General features: G+C 61.5%; 13 protein-coding genes. 8 read left to right on the forward strand and 5 right to left on the reverse strand.

The window, feature by feature from the left end:
* Positions 1-186: 186 nt before the first annotated feature.
* Positions 187-2,136, reverse strand: a complete 1,950-nt coding sequence (locus tag ABH945_RS13675; RefSeq protein ID WP_429250834.1) for a hypothetical protein — start codon at positions 2,134-2,136, stop codon at positions 187-189.
* Positions 2,137-3,032: 896 nt separating this feature from the next.
* Here ABH945_RS13675 and ABH945_RS13680 point away from each other — a divergent pair.
* Positions 3,033-4,118 carry a glycosyltransferase family 4 protein gene (locus ABH945_RS13680; protein WP_429250835.1) on the forward strand — a complete coding sequence of 362 codons (1,086 nt, stop codon included), beginning with the start codon at positions 3,033-3,035 and terminating at the stop codon, positions 4,116-4,118.
* Positions 4,119-4,166: 48 nt separating this feature from the next.
* On the opposite strand, the gene ABH945_RS13685 is transcribed toward ABH945_RS13680, so the two are convergent.
* From ABH945_RS13685 to ABH945_RS13700, 4 genes are all read right to left on the reverse strand, one after another.
* Positions 4,167-6,518 carry an RICIN domain-containing protein gene (locus tag ABH945_RS13685; protein ID WP_429250836.1) on the reverse strand — a complete coding sequence of 784 codons (2,352 nt, stop codon included), beginning with the start codon at positions 6,516-6,518 and terminating at the stop codon, positions 4,167-4,169.
* A gap of 174 nt (positions 6,519-6,692) precedes the next feature.
* Positions 6,693-7,145 (reverse strand): GDP-mannose mannosyl hydrolase, encoded by a 453-nt coding sequence (locus tag ABH945_RS13690; RefSeq protein WP_074763166.1) that lies wholly within the window; start codon positions 7,143-7,145, stop codon positions 6,693-6,695.
* Between the two features lie 49 nt (positions 7,146-7,194).
* Positions 7,195-7,341 (reverse strand): hypothetical protein, encoded by a 147-nt coding sequence (locus ABH945_RS13695; protein ID WP_429250837.1) that lies wholly within the window; start codon positions 7,339-7,341, stop codon positions 7,195-7,197.
* 111 nt (positions 7,342-7,452) lie between these two features.
* Positions 7,453-9,663 carry a hypothetical protein gene (locus ABH945_RS13700; protein ID WP_429250838.1) on the reverse strand — a complete coding sequence of 737 codons (2,211 nt, stop codon included), beginning with the start codon at positions 9,661-9,663 and terminating at the stop codon, positions 7,453-7,455.
* Between the two features lie 885 nt (positions 9,664-10,548).
* Between ABH945_RS13700 and ABH945_RS13705 the strand changes: the two genes are divergently transcribed.
* The 7 genes from ABH945_RS13705 to ABH945_RS13735 all read left to right on the forward strand — a co-directional run bounded on the left by ABH945_RS13705 (position 10,549) and on the right by ABH945_RS13735 (position 20,317).
* On the forward strand, positions 10,549-11,538 hold the full coding sequence (locus ABH945_RS13705; protein ID WP_429250839.1) for a helix-turn-helix domain-containing protein: 990 nt from the start codon (positions 10,549-10,551) through the stop codon (positions 11,536-11,538).
* An 88-nt stretch (positions 11,539-11,626) separates the two neighbouring features.
* Positions 11,627-13,210 carry a sugar phosphate nucleotidyltransferase gene (locus ABH945_RS13710; RefSeq protein ID WP_429250840.1) on the forward strand — a complete coding sequence of 528 codons (1,584 nt, stop codon included), beginning with the start codon at positions 11,627-11,629 and terminating at the stop codon, positions 13,208-13,210.
* 61 nt (positions 13,211-13,271) lie between these two features.
* Positions 13,272-14,657, forward strand: a complete 1,386-nt coding sequence (locus tag ABH945_RS13715) for an undecaprenyl-phosphate glucose phosphotransferase (RefSeq protein WP_429250841.1) — start codon at positions 13,272-13,274, stop codon at positions 14,655-14,657.
* A 71-nt stretch (positions 14,658-14,728) separates the two neighbouring features.
* Positions 14,729-15,868: a polysaccharide biosynthesis/export family protein gene (locus ABH945_RS13720; RefSeq protein WP_083379927.1), complete on the forward strand. Its 1,140-nt coding sequence runs from the start codon at positions 14,729-14,731 to the stop codon at positions 15,866-15,868.
* A gap of 58 nt (positions 15,869-15,926) precedes the next feature.
* Positions 15,927-18,161, forward strand: coding sequence for a polysaccharide biosynthesis tyrosine autokinase (locus tag ABH945_RS13725; protein WP_429250842.1), 2,235 nt, complete (start codon positions 15,927-15,929; stop codon positions 18,159-18,161).
* A gap of 85 nt (positions 18,162-18,246) precedes the next feature.
* Positions 18,247-19,365: a GDP-mannose 4,6-dehydratase gene (gmd, locus tag ABH945_RS13730; RefSeq protein ID WP_074763173.1), complete on the forward strand. Its 1,119-nt coding sequence runs from the start codon at positions 18,247-18,249 to the stop codon at positions 19,363-19,365.
* A 4-nt stretch (positions 19,366-19,369) separates the two neighbouring features.
* Positions 19,370-20,317, forward strand: coding sequence for a GDP-L-fucose synthase family protein (locus ABH945_RS13735; protein WP_074763174.1), 948 nt, complete (start codon positions 19,370-19,372; stop codon positions 20,315-20,317).
* Positions 20,318-20,453: the final 136 nt, after the last annotated feature.

The raw sequence follows: 20,453 nt of genomic DNA on the forward strand, positions 1-20,453 counted from the left end.
AAGGGAGCGGTGCCGTCAGTGTGCGCTGAATCCGCTTTTGTTGTTGGTGTTTTTGCCTCCATTGGCGCTCATCCTGTGCAACGGGCATAAAAAAACGTCAACCGGCCCGGGAGCCAGCTGACGTTTCTGTTTTCGTCATGAAGATGACACCGCCAATTGCCGCGTCCCTTCAATCATGCAATTGACTTACATGCCGACGTATCCAACCGGCACCGTCGAATTCGCCTGCGCCACCGACGCGTTGTTCGACACCACATACACCGGCGATTCCGTCAGGTTCAGCGTCAACGTTCCGTTGGTGTAATTCGCGCTGCTCGCATTGCCCATCATGTCGACCACCTTCACGGTGCCGCTCGTGCCGGGTGCATCGACTGCGAGGCTGTACGACACGTTGTACGTCGAACTGAAACCGGTTGCTGCGCTCCACACGTTGTTGCTGTGCGCCCACAGTGCGGTAATCACCGCGCCGTTGCCGACCTGCTGGAACGCGTATGCATAGACACCGTCAGGCGTGCCGTTCACCGGACCGAGCGTGGTGGTGCCGTCGAGCGTATGCGTCATTGCGCTGATCGCCATCGCCACCGGCTTCGGACTGATGTTCGTCGCACCGAATGCGCCTTGCGCGTCGTTCAGATCGAAGAACGTGCCGTAGCCCACTTCGCCCGGGTAATCCGCGCCGTAGAACACGTAGGTCTGATTCGCGCCTTCGCCGAGCGTGATGATGTGCATGCGCGCGGCCACCGCGGCCTGCGCGTACAACACGTTCGCGGTCGGATAGTTCGGACCGTACGCGCTGCCGAGGTCGTAACTGATGCCTGCTTCCGTCGAGAACAGTTTCATGCCGGTGCGATAGTCGGTCGCCATTTCAGCGCGCAGATTGCGCATCTGGCCGCGCAGCGAACCATCGGCGGTGGACGGATCGCTGTCGTAACGCTCGGGCGGATGCGACGGCGACGTGCCAGCGTCGTAGTAACCATGCGTGGCCACCGCGTCGATATATTGGCCGAAGCCGAGCGACGCCAGGCGCTTCAGATGCGACGTGGTCAGGCTCGGGAATGCATCGGCCGGACCCATCACGACCGCGTGCGGATCGGTCGAATGAATGCCCTGATAAACCGCCTTGTACAGCGCGACGAAGTTGGCGTCGGTGTCGGCCCACATCTGGTTCGGCTCCCACGTCACCTGATAGTAGTTCGACGACTGGCTCGGGAAATACGTCGCGCGAATCGTGTTCGATTCGGTGCCGACGCGTGCCATGTAGTTCTGGTAGTACGACAGATCCGACGGCGGATTGGTGTCGTCCTGGAACGCACCGCTCGCGCTCGCCCACGCGGGAATGCCGTCGAGGCGGATCAGGCGCATCACGCTGCCCGACTTGTAGAACGGATCGAGGTTATCGGCGGAAGGGTTGAACGTGTTCGGACCGTTCGGCTCCATGCTCGACAGTTGACGGTCGTCGATCGTCGACGAAATGCCGAGTGCCGCGAGCAGCGGGCCGTTGTCGTTCGCCCCCTGCATGCCGAAGCGATGCTGCTCCTGGCGCGCGTACGTGACAGCGGGAATCACGCTCGACAGATCCGGCGTGACGCCGAACGTCGCGATGCCGACCGGACGCGTGCCCGCTTGCGGCAACTGGCCGCCGTTTTGCGCAAGCGTGCCGGTGGCCGCGAAATAACCGGCGAGCGTCGACGTGCAATTGAACGTGATCGCTTTCGCGCCGCTTGCCACCGGCGTGCTGCCGCTGGCCGCGACTTTGCCGAGCGTGTCGGTGACGGCCCAGTTCAGCGTGTCGGCGCTCGACACGTTGGTGTTGAAGACGAGATTGAAGTTGCTGCCGTTCGCGAAGATGCGCGTGCCGTCGGTGCTCGGGGTATCGGCGGAAATCGTCGCGCTGCCTGAGCCTGCCGCCGTTGAGGGCGACGTGCAGGTCAGTGCTGCCGCCGTGGTGCCGGCTGCATTCTGCGTGGTGGAGTTGGTGCTGGTGCCGCTGCTGTTAGCGCCCGCGGCCGCCGAACTGGTCGCGCTACCGTTGGCCTGGGTCGCCGCGGTGCTGCCGGCACTGTCACCGCCGCCACCGCCGCCGCATCCGGCGAGCGCGAGGGACAGGGTCGAAAGTACGAGAAGTTGCGATTTCATCAATCTGTAAGCGATGCTTTAGCTGGACGTTCGTCTGTCGGGTCGTCTGTCTGAACGGGCGAAGAGCGCGTACAGAGCGCGCAAAAAACGCGGCAGAAGACGGGACAGGCGAATGTCGGGTTCATCTGCAAGCCAGCCGACGACGAAGCGCTGACACTGGCGTCCTGGACACACAACCGTCGGGTTGCGTGAAGGGCGATGTCTTCCGTGAATGCCGGCCTCTCGTCCACATTGATTTCGTCTGCAAAATTCAGGACGTGCAAATCCCTGCCGCGAGATGCGACGGGTTTGGCGGAATCGGACGACCGGGGAAGGTACGACGAAAACAACCGAGGGGCTTAACGAATAGCGAAGTCTTTACGAATACGGTGCGTTTAATCGCGCCGTTCGCCGGATTTTTACTGGTTCGTCAGCAGGCAGGTAATTAACAGGAAGAATCGACCGCAACGATACGCATTAGTCGGCTTAAAAGAAGTAACGAGTCGTTACGTATGAACAAATCAACAGTACTTATTGCATTAATCCGACAAAAGAATGAATAAGCGCGAAGCTGTCTTTATCCGCCAGCAGCGTTTATTCGGGAATGAGATTCGCACCGATTCCCGACTACCGGAAAACGGCCGTAGAAACGCTGAAATGGGTGCTAGCGCTCATTGGGGAGCCGAAGGAACCTTGGGGTTGGCGTAAAAGTGCTGGACCTTCGGTGTAACGTTTCCTCGCGACTCTGAATTCGCAGCGGAACAGTCGCGGTTTCAGGGGGCACGTGACACGCTTCGCCGCGCGAGGCGCGTCACATAAACGAAGATGGGATGCCGACGTTACATGGGGAATTCCGATAACGGGGGCGGCTTGTCCATTCGCTGCGCAAAAAAGGCGGTTATCCAGAGAGATAAATCGTGAGGATTCTTCAACTGGTTCACGCACCGCGGTTGTCCGGGGCAGAGGTACTCGTCAAAGGTGTGGCGATTCAGCACCAACGCGCTGGCCATGAGGTGTGCATTGCATCGCTGTTGCCGCAACAGGATGACTTCGTCGACATTCGCGCTGAATTGCAGGCGGCGGGTGTGACGTGCCTGTTCCCTAAAGTGCACTACGGCCGCATCGGCAAACTCCTGCATCTGTACCGGGTGGTGCGTCAATTCCGGCCCGACTTCATCGTGGCGCATGCGACGCTGGCCGCGCTGTATGTGCGGCTGTTGCCGGTTCATACGCCGATTGCGTGGGTCATGCATTCGGGCGTCAACGATTTCGAGAACAGCGCGCTGAAGCAGGCCGAGCGTCTGCTGTCGCGCCGGGCACGGGCGATCATCGGCGTATCGCAACAGAATATCGACGACTACCTGCGCGAGATCGGCAAGCATCCGTCGATGATCGTGATTCCCAATGGCGTCGATGCGTCGCTATTCGCTGAAGACCACAGCAAAGCGACGCCCGCGCTCGAAGTGCCGCCGAAGCAGATCGTGCAGATCGGCCGCTATATCGAAGGCAAAAGCCAGCTAGACACGATTCGCGCATTCCAACGCGTTCTCGAGATTCAGCCCGACGCGCGTCTGATGTTTTGCGGTGTTGTCGAAGACCTCGACTATCACGCGGCGGTAGTAGCGCTGGTGCGTCAGTTCGGACTGGAGAGCAGGGTGACGGTGGGCGGTCCACGTTCCGATGTGGCCGCGATCCTGCGTTCGTCGCGCGTGTTCGCGATGCCTTCGCGTTTTGAAGCGCAGAGCATCGGTTTTCTCGAAGCGCTGGCGTCGGGCATTCCTGTGGTGGCCAACCGGATTCCGTCGTTCGGTTTCGCGACTGCATTTGCGGGCGTGAGTCTCGTCGATACGACCGACCCCGACGCGTACGGACGCGCTTTGCTGAATGCGCTCGACACGCCGCGCGCCAATCGTCAACTGGCCGGCTATACGCTGCACGACACGGCCGACCGCTATATGTCGATCGCACGGAAATTCGCACAGAATCTGCAGGTGTCGGCCTGATCTTTTCTCCTGCCTGCTCCTGTTTGGCCCTGCATCGACCGGCTCGCGTTATTGCGCGAGCCGGTCGATTCGCATGGTCTCCGAGAACAGGCCGGGTAGCCGGCCCAAGTCCTGAGGCGCGCTCAACGTGAGGCCGTTTTCCGCCGGATAGCGGAACAGCGACGGTGCACCGCCGGTGAAATAGAAGTCCCCCAGCGTTGCATCGATCCGCCGGTACAGCACGAGCGCCGTACCGCTTTTATCGCGCACGTAAGCAGGAAACACATCGGACCACGACATGCCTTTCAACGACGTTGCCTCGACCGGCGCACTGGCCGCGCCGGTCATGTCGACGGTGGCGACGTCGATCATCGCGTCGTCGTTGGTGGCGTCGAAATGCGGGGTCAGCAGGATCAATGAGTCGCTGTTCTTATCGTGTACCGTGCCCGCCGCGACCTTCACGAAATCAGGGATGAAGTTCGCCGGCAAAATCTGACGCTCGCCTACGGTCATGCGCGTGCCTTCGCTGGCGATTCGCGTGAGCGCGAGACGCCCGTCCACGTTCTCCACGGCAACCAGCGACGCGCGCGACCCCGCGGTCTGAAGCGCTAGCAGACGCGCATTCTGCTGCACACCTTTGGCCTGCGCGACAAGCGCGGGCGCGGAGCCGGCGAGCCCCTGCGCTTGCGGCGATGCCAGCCACAAATCGAGCCCGCTATCGGCCCGCTTCTGCGCGATCAGCACGCTGGCCCGCCGCGTCCCGGTGAAGTCCGCCGCCACGTATTGCTGCGTCAGATCGGGCCGGAACGCGTTGCCGGTCTGCAACCATAGGCGAGGCCGCTCGAAGCCCGTACCGGTGCTGTGGAGCAGCCAGAAGGCGGTTCCCCCCTGCCTGGCCGTGACGACCATCAGATCGGCCTTGCCGTCGCCGTCGAAATCGCCGAGCAGGAAGCGTGCGCTGTCGAAGCACAGCGAGTCGGCGTTGCAACTGGGCGTGGCCGTGGCGACCGGATCGAAGCGCACGTTGCTCGCATACCAGAGCACCGGCTGCGCCGCTTTCGCCAGCGAGGCCGCGTACACGTTGAAGCCCGGGCCGTCATGCTGACGCTGCACATACACCGCGGATTGCTCGCCCGTACCCGCGACATCGCCGACCATCAGCGTAGCGAGCCGCAGGTCGTTCGCCTGATTGTGCTGCGTGGCGCTCCACCGGTAGCGGGTGGTGAGGGCCGTGCAACCGCGCATCGACAGCTTGCCGTCGTTTTCGCCGAGGCAATGCCGCTGCGGCGTGTAGACGAGGCCGAAGTCCCAGGGCGTCCAGCGTTGCGCGATGTCCCACTGGTCGCAGGTTTCGGAGACGAGGAAGCCGTCGCGTTCAGCGATGCATTGCGACGTCGCGACGCTGACGAGCGCGGCATTGCGCGTGTTGCCGGGATAAACGGTGAGCGGGTCCCATCGCCATTGCTGCGCAGACGAACCGTTGCACGCGCCCAGCGCCGGCGCCTGGCCCGCGCCGGTCGAAGTCACGCAGCGATTCGACGCTGCGTTGAACAGTTGCACCGGGCGCGAGACGAAATCGGCCACGCGGCGATCGGTGCGATCCGCGAACGCGTAACGGCGCGCCACCCAGTTGCCGTCCCATTGAAACTCGCCGAACACATGCGACGATTCGCTGCCGTCGATCGAGAAATAGCTCGCGACGATATCGCGCTTGCGCTGCACTTCAGCGGGGGCGAGATTGGCGGGCCAGCCGCCGGTCGGGTAAGTGACGTGATAGACGATCGGCACGCTTTTGCCGAGCGTCTGCGCAACATGACGCGTAATGCGGGCGGCGTAAATGTGATCGGGATGCTCGATGAACGGCACGGTGTCGGGATTGAGCGTGTAGATCTGCGTGGCTTGCGCGAGTATCACCTTCAGCGTCGCAGAGAGCGCGTCGCGATCGTATTTCATGCGCACGGTGCCGTCCGCATTCATCGGATATGTGGAGAGCGTCGCGTGCTGTTCCCATAGCAGACCGAGCGGCACGCGACCGCCGCGTACGGCGCCGCCCGGCAGACGCAATTCCAGTAGACGTACCTGAGGTTTGGCCTTCAGCACCATCTGATGAACGAGCCGCCCGCCGAGCGTGATATTCGATTCGATCCACTCGTCAGCCACGCCCGCCATGCGTGCATAGGCGAGCCGCGAGGCGCGTTCGCGGGTGAGCACATACGCAAAGTCGGCACCGTTGGCACCGCCGATCAGATGGACCGTGGTGATGCACCAGCCCGCGTCGAGCCGCTCGCTGATTGCCGGGTCGACGAACAGCAGGTCGTCGTCGAGGTGAGCGACCACGGTGACCAGGGTGCCGGCGTTGCAGGTGGCTGCCCGCGCGGGAGCCGCAAACCCGGCGCAGAACAGCAGCGCGAGAAGCGCCATGGATGAATCGCGAACGAACCTGGCTACCAGTAATCGCATGGTGATTCGATGCCCTGTTGGAGGGCTCGATCATACTTCAGTTGATTAGGCTGGCGCGTTGGCGAACTCACAGTCGGCGTTATATTCCGCGCTGCGATACCTGATCGGCCGCACACGACAAGCAACCAGCGGGCGTTAGCGGAAATAAGCCTTGGTGTTCTCGTGGACGTCGCTGCGAGCGAGCAATTCCGTCGGCGAAAGCCACAGATAGTCGCTGTGCTGATCGGGCCGTCCTAGGGGCGTGGTGCCGGGCAGCGGCAACGCATACGCGAGCACGACGTAGTGAGTCGATACGTCCGGCTCGTTCGCGAAGTTATCGCTGTAGTGATGTTCGAAGACACCATCGAATCTCGCGGCCGAGCGCGTCAGGTTCGCGAGGCCCAACTCGGCGTCGGCGATGCGCGCGAATGCCGAGTCGAGCGTTTCGTCCTTGAGAATGCGTCCGCCCGGCACGAACCAGGTGCCGCGCGCGGGACGATTGCGGCGGCGTCCAACGAGAATGCGCCCGTGCGCATCGCTGACGATCAGATCGATCGAAACAAGCGGCGTGAGGCGCACAACGTCGAGGAAATCGATCTGGCTCAGCATGCAGGCTCCGGTGAGGGTGGATCGGCGTGGAGCGGTGGGTTTGCGCACGCTAGCCGCGATGATCGTCGTCATTGCGCGTGAGCTGGTCGGACGCGCTCGCCAGCAGGAGGGCAAGCAGAACCGCACCGATCGCCACGAAAAGTAACGCCCCGACCATCCCGGCAAAAATCAGCATTGCCCATGCAAAGCCGTTCATAGTGCGGCTCCAGCGTTGTTATGCATGCTAGCCCCGTCCCCGTCTTCAGTTATGTTCGCCAGCCAGCGCTGGCACTGTTTTCGCACTCGAGTTCAGTTGCGGCGCGCGCTGCTAGCGCGCCACATATCCTTCGGGTGTCGTCACCGCGTTTTTGAATACATCGGCATTGCCTGACACCACGTAGACAGGCGCGGGCGACAGCTTCAGATTCGCCACCCCGTCGCGATACGCAAGCGTGCTCGCGTTGCCCATCATGTCGAAGACGGTGACCTCGCCCGACGAGCCCGGTGCATCGACCCTAAGCGGGTAATTCACGTTCGCGCTCGCGTCGAAGCCGGCTTTCGCGTTCCATTTATCGTTGTCGTGGGTCCATAGCGCGGTCACGATCTTGCCGTTGCCGAATCTGCGAAACGCGTAAGCGTAGACACCGTCAGGCAGGTTCTTCAGCGGCCCCAGCGTATTCGTTCCGTCGACGATTCGCGTCATTGCCGCCACCGCGAGCGCGGCCGGTTTTGGGCTGATGTGTGTCGGTCCGTATGCGCCGTCCGGATGATCGAGTTCGAAGAAGATGCCGTAGCCCGGCGCGGCGTCCGGCATGTCGGCGAGATAGAAAACATAGGTCATGTCGGCGCCTTCGCCGAGCAGGATCAGATGCGTGCGCGCAACGACCGCCGCCTGCGCATACAGCACGTTGGCGCCCGGATAGTTCTTGCCGTACTTTTCGCCGATGTCGTAGCTGATGCCGGTCTCCGTCACGAATAACGGAGCGCCCGGTTTCAGATATTGGCGTAGTTCGTGACGCAGCGCGCGCATCGAAGCGGGTAGAGCGCCGGACACGGTGCCTTTATTGCCGGTATCGGCGACACGCTCGGGAGGATGCGACGGCGACGTGCCGATGTCGTAATAGCCGTGGACGCTCATCCCGTCCATATATTTGCCGATGCCTAGCGGACCGAGTCGGCGCATCCACGTCACGTTGCCCTGCACCGACGAATACGTCAGACCCATCACCACCGCATGCGGATCGGTCTGATGGATGCCTTCCCACACCGCCTTGTACATCGCGACGAAATTCGCGTCGCCGTCGCGCCAGGGCAATCCGCCGTCCGCGTCCGGCTCCCACGTCACCTGGTAATAGTTGTCGCGCTGTTTGGGGAAATACGTCGTACGAACCCGGTTCGATTCGGTGCCGACTTTCGCCATGTAGTCCTTCATTTGCGCGAGCGAAGTGGGCGCGTAGCTGTGCGTTTCCTTGCCGGTCGGGCTCGCCCATGCCGGAATGCCGTCGAGCTGGATCAGCCGCAAGATGTCGCCGGAGCGGAAGAAGGGCGTGAGCTGTTTCGTGGCCGGGTCGAAGGTGCCGGGCTTTTTCGGCTCTTCCATATACCAGTTGCGATTGTCGTTGACCCACGACAGACCGAGCGCTGTATATACCGGACGATAACCGTCGCCATCGCAACAGTGCTGGCCGGGTGCGAGATATGCGCTGCCCTGTCCGCCGAATCGATGCAAGTCGTCATAGGGAAAGCGCACGGTTGGCAAAGCGGATGACGTGTCCGGCAGCACGCCGAACGTGGCGATGCCGGTGGGACGCGTGCCGCGCGATTCGAGTTGCCCGCGCGCGCGTTCGAGCGATGCGGAGACCGCGAAATAACCGGCCACCGTCGACGCGCAACTGAGCGTGGATTGCAGCGCGCCCGCCGCCACCGGAAAGCTGCCGCTCGCGCGCACCACATTCCACGCATCGCGGATCTGCCAGTTGAGCGTGTCGTTTTGCGTGGGACGTGTGGTGAAAATCAGCGCGAACGGTTTGGTCGTCGTGAAGAGTCGCGTACCGTCGCTGGGCGTGTCGGCTTCGAGCAGATCGCCGTTCGCCGTTGCGCGTACTTGCGATGCAGGCGCGGAGCAGCGCAGACCCTGGCCTGCCGGCATCGGCAGATTGGCGGGCATGGTGTCGATCTTCTTTGCAGCGGTCGCGGCGGGGTTTTCATTCGCAGCGGTTTGCGCCACGGCGCAACGTTTTTCGGCACCGGGTGCAGGATCGCCGAACACACCGTTGTTGCACGCAGCAGTGTTCGAAAATGTTTTAACGACATGCTGTTCCACCGTCCCATACAACACGTCGCGCGTGCCGTTGAACTGACACGTGCCGTATTCCGCTGCACATGGGGTCCACTTTCTGCCGTCGACGGTGATGTCGGCATTGGTCGTACCTTTCGTTGCCGTTGGTGTCGTCGTTGACGAGGCCGCAGCACCGGCTGCTTCGCATTGACCGGTCATCATCAGACCGGTCACGATGAACGCAGCCGCAAGAGCCGACATCTTCAGCCTCCGGCTGCGTATCGCCAACCTGCCGGTCAACGTTCGCAGAGCGCATTGTGCGCGTGCATTCAACATGGTCCACCCCGTCGTTTTTTTTACCCGCTTCCCCGTGACGACACCTTCTGTATTGCGTCGTCATGTTGCCGGATCATTAGGTCAGAACAGCCGCCATTCGTGTTTGCGGCGATCTGTTGCGGAAACCGCATAGTGCATTTCCGCAACCCGCTGGCGGAAACTACCCAGTGCTTACCCGGCACATTCGGCCATCGGCCCGCCTATTGGGAGCGGTCCAAAGTTGTCTTATAACCGTGTTTCACGACTGAAACATTAATCGTCGTGTTTATATTCCGGATATCCAATAACAACTAATTAAATAATTCCGCGCTGCGCCAATGTGCTTATATTAGATGATGGTTTTGCTCATTGCATCTCCATTATTTGTATCATCGGAAGAAATTCCAATGTCGCGCCAATCGGCAATTGATGCCTCGTGCGGGCCGGTATTTCGGGTTCGGCCGCTCTGTAGAGAAAAAAGTCACTGAAAATAAGCACTCAAACAGGCGGATCAAATAGTAAGCCCACGGTTTTCGAGTGGTGATGTAGTGTGCGGCAGCGTACGCAAACAGTTTTCCGTCTGCATTAACATTTCGCGGAATGCTGATTCTTTCCTATGTGGAATCGGCGATTAATTTAATGAAAAGGCCAGGAATCCGGAACGTTTCCGAAATTCACTGGCCGGCCGGCAAGCCATCGCGCCAACATGTCTGCGAATTCGGTCATGGCGGTGAAATGCTTGAATGGCCGTCTCTATGATGCACCGCACAGAGTTGGCCGCCTGTGTCCGTTAAGCTGAAAGTGGAACTGCTTTCTGATGCGAGGATAACCATGACCTGTGCGAGTCTCGAGTCTGCAATGCTGCGCTGGGTGCACGCGCCGAACAAGGGTATGCGTCGCATCGCGATACTGATGTTCAACGATTGCTCGTTGCAAGGCGCGGGTGTTGTCGCCGAGGTTTTCCAGGCCGCCAATGAAATGGCGGCGGCCGGATCGGGAAGCTGGTTGTACGACGTATCGTTTTTATCCGCCGACGGCGGCATGGTGATGTCGTCGTCCGGTTTGCGTGTGTGGACAGACGGACTCGACGCCCGGCATTACGGTGGCTTCGACGCGCTGTATGTGGCGGGCGGCAAAGGCGCGGCAGCGGCGGCGGGCGACGAACGGCTGATCGCGTGGCTGCGCCGCGTGCGCCGTAACACCGGCATGATCCGGCCGATCGCCGAAGGTCGCGCGTTGCTCGAAACGGCCTATGTGCCCGAGCGCAACGAAAGCAGCGAGTTTCATCCGCAGACAAATGGAAATGGCGCGCGGCTGCCCGAACATGCGGCCGATGCAAGCGACCGCCTCGAATCGATGCGAAGCGCGCTGGCGATGATCAAGCGCGACCTGGGCGGCGCCACGGCGCGAACCGTGGCCGAGCGTCTGCTGGCCGATTCGTGCTCGAATCTCGCGCCGTTGCTGGGCGAAGACGGCGCGCTGAGTCCCGGCGACAAGGTGCGCGCGGCGGCTCGCTGGCTTCAGGAAAATTGCCAGCAGGCCATTTCGATTGCAGACGCCGCGCAGTTCGCGGCGATGAGCGAGCGCAACTTTCTGCGTCGCTTCAAGATGGAAATGGGCATTACGCCGTCGAGTTTTCTGCTGCACGAACGTCTCGCGGTGACGTGCAGCCTGTTGACCGAATCGGAATTGCCGGTCGACAAGATTGCCCGCCGCACCGGCATGGGCAACGGGGACAGGCTTGCGAAAGTATTCCGCAAGCGGATGAGAATCTCCCCCACCGAATTCAGGATTCAAAGCCGCCGCATGGTCGGCGAATAAAGCACACGGGGTAGCCCGGCGGTCAGGCGCGAAGCACGGCGTCGGGGAAATGTTTCCTTAGACTTTTGAGAATTATAAGGATTCCGATATGTCGATTCAGGGAGCTGTAAGCACCACAGCCGTGGACCAGGGCGATGTGGGTGCGGGGGCAGCTAGTGCGCGTTGCACACACATTGTCCCGGTGATCCTCGCAGGAGGATCAGGCACGCGGCTGTGGCCCGTGTCGCGCGAAAACTACCCGAAGCAACTGATCGACGTGGTCGGCTCCGACTCGCTGCTGCAAGCGACGGCGCGCCGTATGGACGGCTTTCCCGCCGGCTGGAGCGTGGACGCTTCGCCGATCGTCGTATGCGGTGAGGAACATCGCTTCGTCATTGCTGAACAACTTCACGAAAACGGCCTCGACGCTCGTCTTGTAGTGGAACCCGCGCGGCGTGACACGGCACCGGCACTGACGCTGGCGGCCTCGGTTGCGTGTGCGGGCGGCGCCGATGCGATTCTCGTCGTGATGCCCGCCGACCACTCGATCGCCGATGTATCCGCGTTGCAGGCCGCACTGGAACGTGCCGCGCGTTACGCGGAACAGGGCGCGATTGCGACGCTCGGCGTGCCGCCCACGCGTCCCGATACGGGCTTTGGCTATATCCGCATTGGGAATGAGTTGGCCGACGGCGGTCACGCAATCGACGGCTTCGTCGAAAAGCCCGCTGAAGAACTTGCGATGCAGTACGTCGCGGCCGGAACGTACTGGTGGAACGCGGGCATTTTTATCGTGCGCGCCAGCGTGTGGCTCGATACGTTGAAGCGTCTGCAACCCGACATGCACGCAGCGTGCGAACGCGCATTCGTCGGTGGAAAAACGGAAGGCATGGTGTTTCGTCCGCTGGCCGAAGCGTTTCTCGGTGTACAGGGCGACTCGATCGATTACGCGGTGATGGAGCATCTGACCAACAAGTCCGATGCCGATCCGGCGAGCGAGGTGGATGCCCCGGACACGATCAGCGACCCATTGGCGAATGCCGTGACGGCAGCCGGTGTCGTCGTCAGGCTCGATGCGGGCTGGTCCGATCTCGGTTCGTGGGACGCCGTGTGGGCCGCGATGGACAAGGACGCCAACGGCAACGCCGGACGCGGACGGGTGGCCTTCGAAGGCGCGGTATCGAGTTACGCACATTCGGAAGGACGGCTGGTGGCCTGCGTCGGCACGACCAACGTCGTGGTGGTCGAAACCGCCGACGCCGTGCTGGTCGTCGACCGTTCGCGCGTTCAGGAAGTGAAAGGGCTGGTGTCGCGCATCAAGGCGCAACACGCGCCCGAAGCCGACGCGCATCGCAAGGTGCGCCGCCCGTGGGGTTTTTACGATTCGATCGACCGGGGCGAGCGTTTTCAGGTCAAGCGGATCGTCGTGACGCCGGGCGCGCAACTGTCGCTGCAACTGCATCACCACCGCGCGGAACATTGGGTCGTGGTGTGCGGCACGGCGCTCGTCACACGCGGCGAAGAGCAGTTCCTGCTGAGTGAAAACGAATCGACCTACATTCCGCTCGGCATCAAGCACCGGCTGGAAAATCCCGGCAAGGTGCCGCTCGAAATCATCGAAATCCAGTCGGGCTCCTATCTGGGCGAAGACGACATTGTGAGGTTCAACGACAACTACGGCCGCTGCTCCTAAACAGCACGCCGGATTCATCGCGGACAAGAACGTCAGGAACGGCAAGAACGAGGTAAGCAAAATGCGCAGGTTTCAGGATTTGCTCGCGCGAGTTTTCGATGTCGCGTTGGTGTTGGCGGGGGCGACGGTGGCGTCGCAGATCCGCTTTGATTACCTCGCTCAATCCGGGTTCTATTGGGCGCTCGTGATGTTTTCGGCCGCGTTTGCGCTGGCTATTTTCCCGGCCTTCGGTGTCTACGAATCGTGGCGTGGCCGTTCCAAGCTGGCGCTCGCGGGTCAGGTGTCGCTCGCGTGGTTGATGGTGCAGGGCAGTGCGCTCGTGCTGATGTATTCGCTGCATCGGGCCGATCTCGTTTCGCGGTTGTGGTTCTCGTACTGGACGGCAAGTACAGGCGGCTTTCTGATCGCTTACCGGTTGATCACGCATGCGGTGCTCGGCCGCGCTCGCGGCGCCGGCATGAATCTGCATCAGGTGGCGATCGTGGGGAGTGGCTCGCAGTGCAACGCAATCATTCGTCGTATCGAATCGACACCGACGGCAGGCTTTCACGCAACCGCCGTCTACAACACGCGGCCCGACGAATCGACGGTGACTAATTCACGCGTGCCGGTATTCGAAAGTGTGGATGCGCTCGCCAATTACATCCGCACGAATGACGTGCACGAATTGTGGCTGATGCTCTCGCTCACCGAGGAGCCGCTGATCTGCTCGCTGATCGGCGAATTCCGCGACGATCTGGTGAACATCCGCTTCATGCCTGACGTGCGCAGTCATGCGCTGTTCGAAGGCAGCGGCGTGATCGATCTGCTCGGCGTGCCGGCAATCAACCTGGTGGCGTCGCCGCTGTCGGCCAGTTCGATGCTGAAGAAAGAAATCTTCGACCGGCTGTTCGCCGCGACTGCACTGATTGCACTCGCACCGCTGATGCTCGGCATCGCCGTCGCGGTGAAGCTGTCGTCGCGCGGCCCGGTTCTCTTCAGACAGAAACGCAAGGGCGCGGACGGCCGGGTCTTCACGATCTATAAATTCCGCTCGATGCGTCTGCATACCGAAGCGAAAGGCACGCTCAGCCAGGCCACGCGTCACGATAAACGCGTCACGAAAGTGGGCGCATTCCTGCGCCGCACGAGCCTCGACGAGCTGCCGCAATTTTTCAACGTATTGCTGGGCGACATGTCGGTCGTCGGACCGCGTCCCCATGCACTCGAGCACGACGACCTCTATCAGAAAGTGGTCGCGGGCTACATCAATCGCTATCGCATCAAGCCGGGCATTACGGGATGGGCACAGATCAACGGCTTTCGTGGCGAGACTGACCGCATAGATAAGATGGAACGTCGTGTCGAACATGACCTGTACTACCTGGGCCATTGGTCGTTCGGACTCGACATGCGGATTATCGGCGCGACGATCGTCGCAGGACTGGTGCATCGAAACGCTTACTAAGTAGTTAAAAACACGTCCAGCACGCTTCTCCCCCGAGAACGTTCGCTGTGGCGCTAGGAGGAAGGAACATCATGAGCTCACTTGGGTTACGCACGGGAAGTCTCCTGGTCTTCACCACGGCCGCACTGCTTTCCGGATGCGGGATCGCTCCGGGCCAGCGGATGATCACGCCGGCGGCGGTACAGGACACTGGGGGTGATTTCAGCACCGAAGCGTCGCAGCAACAGCAGATTCCGATCACGGACATCAACCTGTCGCTGCTGCGCAAGATGAACGCGGACAACGCGTCGGCGGCAGTTCCGTCGAAGACGCTTGGCCTGTTCGGCAAACCGGTGGCCTACAAGGCCGGTCCCGGCGACGTGTTGCAGATCGTCGTCTGGGATCACCCGGAACTGGCCGCCGCGCTCGGCCAGCCGCCGCAAAACTCGAAGACGTCGGACGCGATGCCCGGCTTCCTCGTCGACGAAAACGGCGACGTCCAGTTTCCGTATGCCGGCACGCTGCACGTGGCAGGCAAGGACTCCGCCCAGATCCAGAAAGAGCTGCATAGCCGTTTGAGCAAGGTTTATCAGAAGCCGGAAGTGACGGTGCGGATCGCGTCGTTCCGCGCGTCGCAGGTTTATCTCGACGGCGAAGTACGCACGCCGGGCGCGCAGTCGGTCAACGACATCCCGATGTCGCTGACGATGGCGATCAACCAGGGCGGCGGCTTTACCGCGAATGCCGATCGCAGCCGCGTGGAACTGGTCCGCAACGGCGTCAACTATCCGATCAACGTTGACGACCTGATCAAGCGCGGCCGCAACCCGTCGGACATTTATCTGCAACCGGGCGACCTCGTGCGCGTGGCGGCTCGTGAAGACAGCGGCGTGTATGTGATGGGCGAAGTCAACAAGCCCGCCACGATCCTGCCGATGCGCAACGGCTCGATGACGCTTTCTCAAGCCATCTCGGACAGCGGCAGCTTCGACTCGAACACGGCGGCGGCACGTCAGTTGTTCGTGATCCGCAATTCGACCAGCGAATCGCCGCAGATCTATCACCTCGACGCGACCTCGCCGGTCTCGATGATTCTCGCGAATCAGTTCGAGCTTCAGCCGAAAGACGTCGTGTATGTCGGACAAGGTGGTCTGGTCCGCTTCAACCGTGTGCTGAACCTGCTGCTGCCGGCGATCAACGCGGCTGTGACGGGCGCGGTGCTCGCGAAGTAACAGCCGTGCAACGCAACACGTGAAACTTGAACCGCCGGGCTTTGTTGGGTGAAGAAAAATGGCCATCAACTTCGAAAACCGTTACACCGACGTGTCCGGACCGGACGAGCTTCATTTGTCGGACTATCTCCGCACGATAGTGCGCGGTTGGCGCACCGTTCTGATGGTGACGCTGATCGCGATTGCACTGGGGTGCGCTTATGCGTTCCTCGCGCCGCCGACGTACCGGGCGGACGTGCTGTTTCACGTCGAAGACAAGACGGCCAATGCCAATGGGAACGGCAAGGATTCCTTGCCGCCGCTCACCGGCATGTTCGACACCAAGCCGTCCACGGCGGCCGAGATCGAGTTGCTGAAGTCGCGGCTCGTCACGGAAGAAACCGTGCGCAATCTGCACCTCGACATCTCGGCATCGCCGCGCTATTTCCCCGTGATCGGCGGGATGATCGCGGGGCTGGTGAACGGGCAGTGGGGTTTCAGATTGCCGCAGTTCATCAACCTGTCCGGCTTCGCCTGGGGTGACGAGGCGATTTCGGTGTCGCGCTTCGATACGTCGAAGGAAATGTACGACACCACTTTCACGCTGGTGGCGGGCGCCGACGGCACCTATGTGCTGCGCGATCGCAACGGTATTGCGATTCTCTCCGGCAAGGTGGGCGAGACCGTCGAAACCGATACCGCCGATGGTCCGATCACGCTGCATGTCGACAAGCTGGTCGGTGCACCCGGTTCGCGTTTCGAATTGCAACGCGCGTCGACGCTGAGCACGGTGGATCGTCTGCAGAAGGCGCTGGTCGTGCAGGAAACCACGCTGCAATCGGGCGTGATCCGCACGAGCCTCGAAGGCGGCGACCCGGCGTTGACGGCAGCGATCGTCAACAGCATGGCGCGTGAATTCGTGCGCCAGGACGTGGCGAGCCGTTCGACCGAAGCCGAGCACATGCTGGCGTTCCTCGATCAGCAACTGCCGGGTTTGCGCAAGGAACTCGACGACGCCGAGCAACGCTACAACAAGTTCCGCAACACGCATGGCACGGTCGATCTCGGCGAAGAAAGCCGCCTGCTGCTGCAACAGATCGTCGACAGCAAGACCAAGCTGCTCGATCTGCAACAGCAACGCGCGGAGATGATTCAGCGCTTTACGCCGAGCCATCCGGCCGTCGCCGCACTGGATGCGCAGATCGCCGCATTGCAGGGCGCGCAGGCCAACATGAACCGCAGCGTAGCCGTGATGCCGGACACCGAGCAGACCGCTCTGCGTCTGCTGCGCGACGTGCATGTGAATACCGAGCTTTACACGAACCTGCTCAACAGCGCGCAGCAACTGCGAGTGGCGAAAGCCGGTCAGGTGGGCAGCGTGCGCGTGGTCGATTTCGCCGAAACGCCTGACGAACCGGTGCGCCCGAAACGCGTGCTGGCGATCCTGATCGCGCTCGGCGGCGGTCTCGTGATCGGCATCATGCTGACCTTCTTCAAGCGCGCAATGTACGGCGGCGTCGAACGCCCGGACGAACTCGAAGCAATGCTCGGCGTGCCGGTGTTCGCGGTGGTGCCGCGCAGCCAGACGCAATTGCGTCTGCAGGAAAACGTGATGCTGCGCCGTCGTGGCCTGCATGTGCTGGCCCAGCAGGCACCGGAAGACATCGCCGTGGAAGGCGTGCGCAATCTGCGCACCTCGCTGCAACTCTCACTCGATCACGCCGAGAACAACGTCGTGATGATTACCGGTTCGCGGCCCGATAGCGGCAAGTCGTTCCTGTCGGTGAATCTGTCGGCCCTGGTGGCGTCGGCGAACAAGCGCGTGCTGATTATCGACGGCGATATGCGGCGCGGCGACGTTCACTCGCACTTTGGTATCGCGCATCAACCCGGTTTGTCGGATGTGCTGAGCGGCGGCGATCTGGCGTCGATGATCCAGCGCGACGTGCTGCCTGGCCTCGACGTGCTCGCCAAAGGCACGCTGCCTTCGCATCCCGCCGAGTTGCTGATGAGCAAACGTTTCGAAACGATGCTCGAAGAACTGAAGCCGCAATACGACCTCGTGATCGTCGATACACCGCCGGTGCTCGCGGTCACGGATTCGACGCTGATCGGCAAATATGCGGGCACGACGTTGCTGGTGGTGCGCCACGGCCGTCATCCGCTGAACGAAGTGGCCGAGACGGCGAAGCGTCTGCGTACCGGCGGCGTCGGTATCAGGGGCGTGCTGCTCACCGACGTGCCGCAGGAAGGCGCGTTCCTCGGCTCGGGTTATCAAGGGGGGTACTACGGTTACGACAGCATCGCGGGTTGAGTGGACATCGAAAGGCCGCCCAATCGCGATGTGGCGTTCGCACGGCAGGAATGGGTATCGCAAAGCTTAACGAGGAGAAGGCTTCATGAAACGCAAGGTCGCGCTGATCACCGGCATTACTGGACAGGACGGGTCGTACCTCGCTGAGCTGCTGCTCGCCAAAGGTTACGACGTACACGGCATCAAACGCAGGTCATCCCTGTTCAATACAGACCGGATCGATCACCTCTATCGCGATCCACACGACCCGGACCAGCGGCTCTTTCTGCACCACGCGGACCTGACCGATTCGACCAGCATCCTGCGCGTGATTCAACGCGTGGAGCCCGATGAAATCTATAACCTCGCGGCGCAGAGCCACGTGGCGGTGTCGTTCGAGGAACCGGAATACACGGCGAATGCGGATGGCCTCGGCGCGCTGCGGATTCTCGAAGCGATCCGCATTCTCGGCCTGCAGCACAAGACGCGCTTCTATCAGGCGTCGACGTCCGAGCTATACGGGCTCGTGCAGCAGGTGCCGCAATCGGAGACTACGCCGTTTTATCCGCGTAGCCCGTATGCAGTCGCGAAGCTGTTCGCGTACTGGACCACGGTCAACTATCGCGAAGCGTATGGGCTCTACGCATGCAACGGGATTCTGTTCAATCACGAATCGCCGGTGCGGGGCGAAACGTTCGTCACGCGCAAGATCACGCGCGCGGTGGCGCGTATCGCGGTCGGCATGCAGAAGACGCTGTATCTCGGCAATCTGTCCGCATTGCGCGATTGGGGCCATGCACGCGACTACGTGGAAATGCAATGGCGCATGCTGCAACAGGATCTGCCTGAAGATTATGTGATCGCCACCGGCGTGCAGTACAGCGTGCGTCAGTTCGTCCAGCACGCGGCCGCCGAACTCGGCGTGACGGTGCGTTTCGAAGGCACCGGCGTGGATGAAATCGGCATCGTCGAAAAGGTCGAAGGACGCGAGATCAAGATGTCGCCGGGCGATGTGATCGTACGTGTCGATCCGCGCTATTTCCGGCCCGCCGAAGTCGAAACGCTGCTCGGCGATCCTTCGAAAGCGCACGCGAAACTCGGCTGGCAACCGACGACATCGTTTGCGTCGCTCGTTAAAGAAATGGTGCGCGCCGATTATCAGATTGCACGACGTGACGCGCTCGTCACGCTTGCCGGATTCACGGCGCTCGAACATCACGAGTAACGCGATGAACAAACACTCACGCATTTTTGTCGCGGGGCACCGCGGCATGGTGGGCTCGGCGCTGGTCCGCCGTCTGGTTGCCGAGGGCTACACCAATGTGGTCACGCGCACGCGAGCCGAACTCGATCTCACCGATCAGAAGGCCGTGAACGGCTTTTTCGACAGCGAGCAGATCGACGTGGTGTTGCTCGCGGCCGCACGCGTCGGCGGCATTTTTGCGAACGCGTCGCAGCCGGGCGAGTTTATCTACGAAAACCTGGTGATCGAAACCAACGTGATTCACGCTGCGTATCGGGCGAAAGTAGAGCGATTGGTGTTTTTCGGTTCGTCCTGCATTTACCCGAAGCAATGTCCGCAGCCGATTCGCGAAGAGTATCTGCTGACGTCGCCGCTGGAGCCGACCAACGACGCGTATGCGATCGCGAAAATCGCCGGTGTGATGCTCTGCAATGCGTACAACCGCGAATACGGCACGCAGTATGTGTCGCTGATGCCGACCAATCTGTACGGTCCGAACGACAACTACGATCTGAACAGCAGCCACGTGTTGCCTGCGCTGCTGCGCAAGGCGCACGAGGCGAGAGAAAGCGGCGCCGCCACGTTGACCGTGTGGGGGTCGGGTACGCCGCGCCGCGAGTTCCTGCATGTCGACGATCTCGCGGCGGCCACGTTGTTCGTGCTCGAACATAACGTGACGGAAGGGCTGTTCAATGTCGGCGTAGGCGAGGATCTGTCGATTCGCGAACTGGCCGAGTGCATCTGCAAGGTGGTGGGTTTCGAGGGTGAACTCGTGTTCGACGCGTCGAAGCCCGACGGCACGCCGCGCAAATTGCTCGACGTCTCGCGTCTGAAGGAAATGGGCTGGCACGCGACGACCGGTCTGGAGGCGGGCATTGCCGCCACCTATCGCGACTTCATCGAAACGCATTCGAGTTCGACGGCTACGGCTTGACAGGTTTGAAGCTGGGTCTGAAGCGAGACCCGATACGCTTCGTGCACAACCCGGAACCGCGAGGCGCGGCACCGGACGAGAGAACGAATACCAGTAGTGGCGTGCGGGTGTGACACGCGCCAGGCACGCAGGGACG

Source organism: Paraburkholderia sp. GAS333 (assembly GCF_050435665.1).
Taxonomy (GTDB): Bacteria; Pseudomonadota; Gammaproteobacteria; order Burkholderiales; family Burkholderiaceae; genus Paraburkholderia; species Paraburkholderia fungorum_A.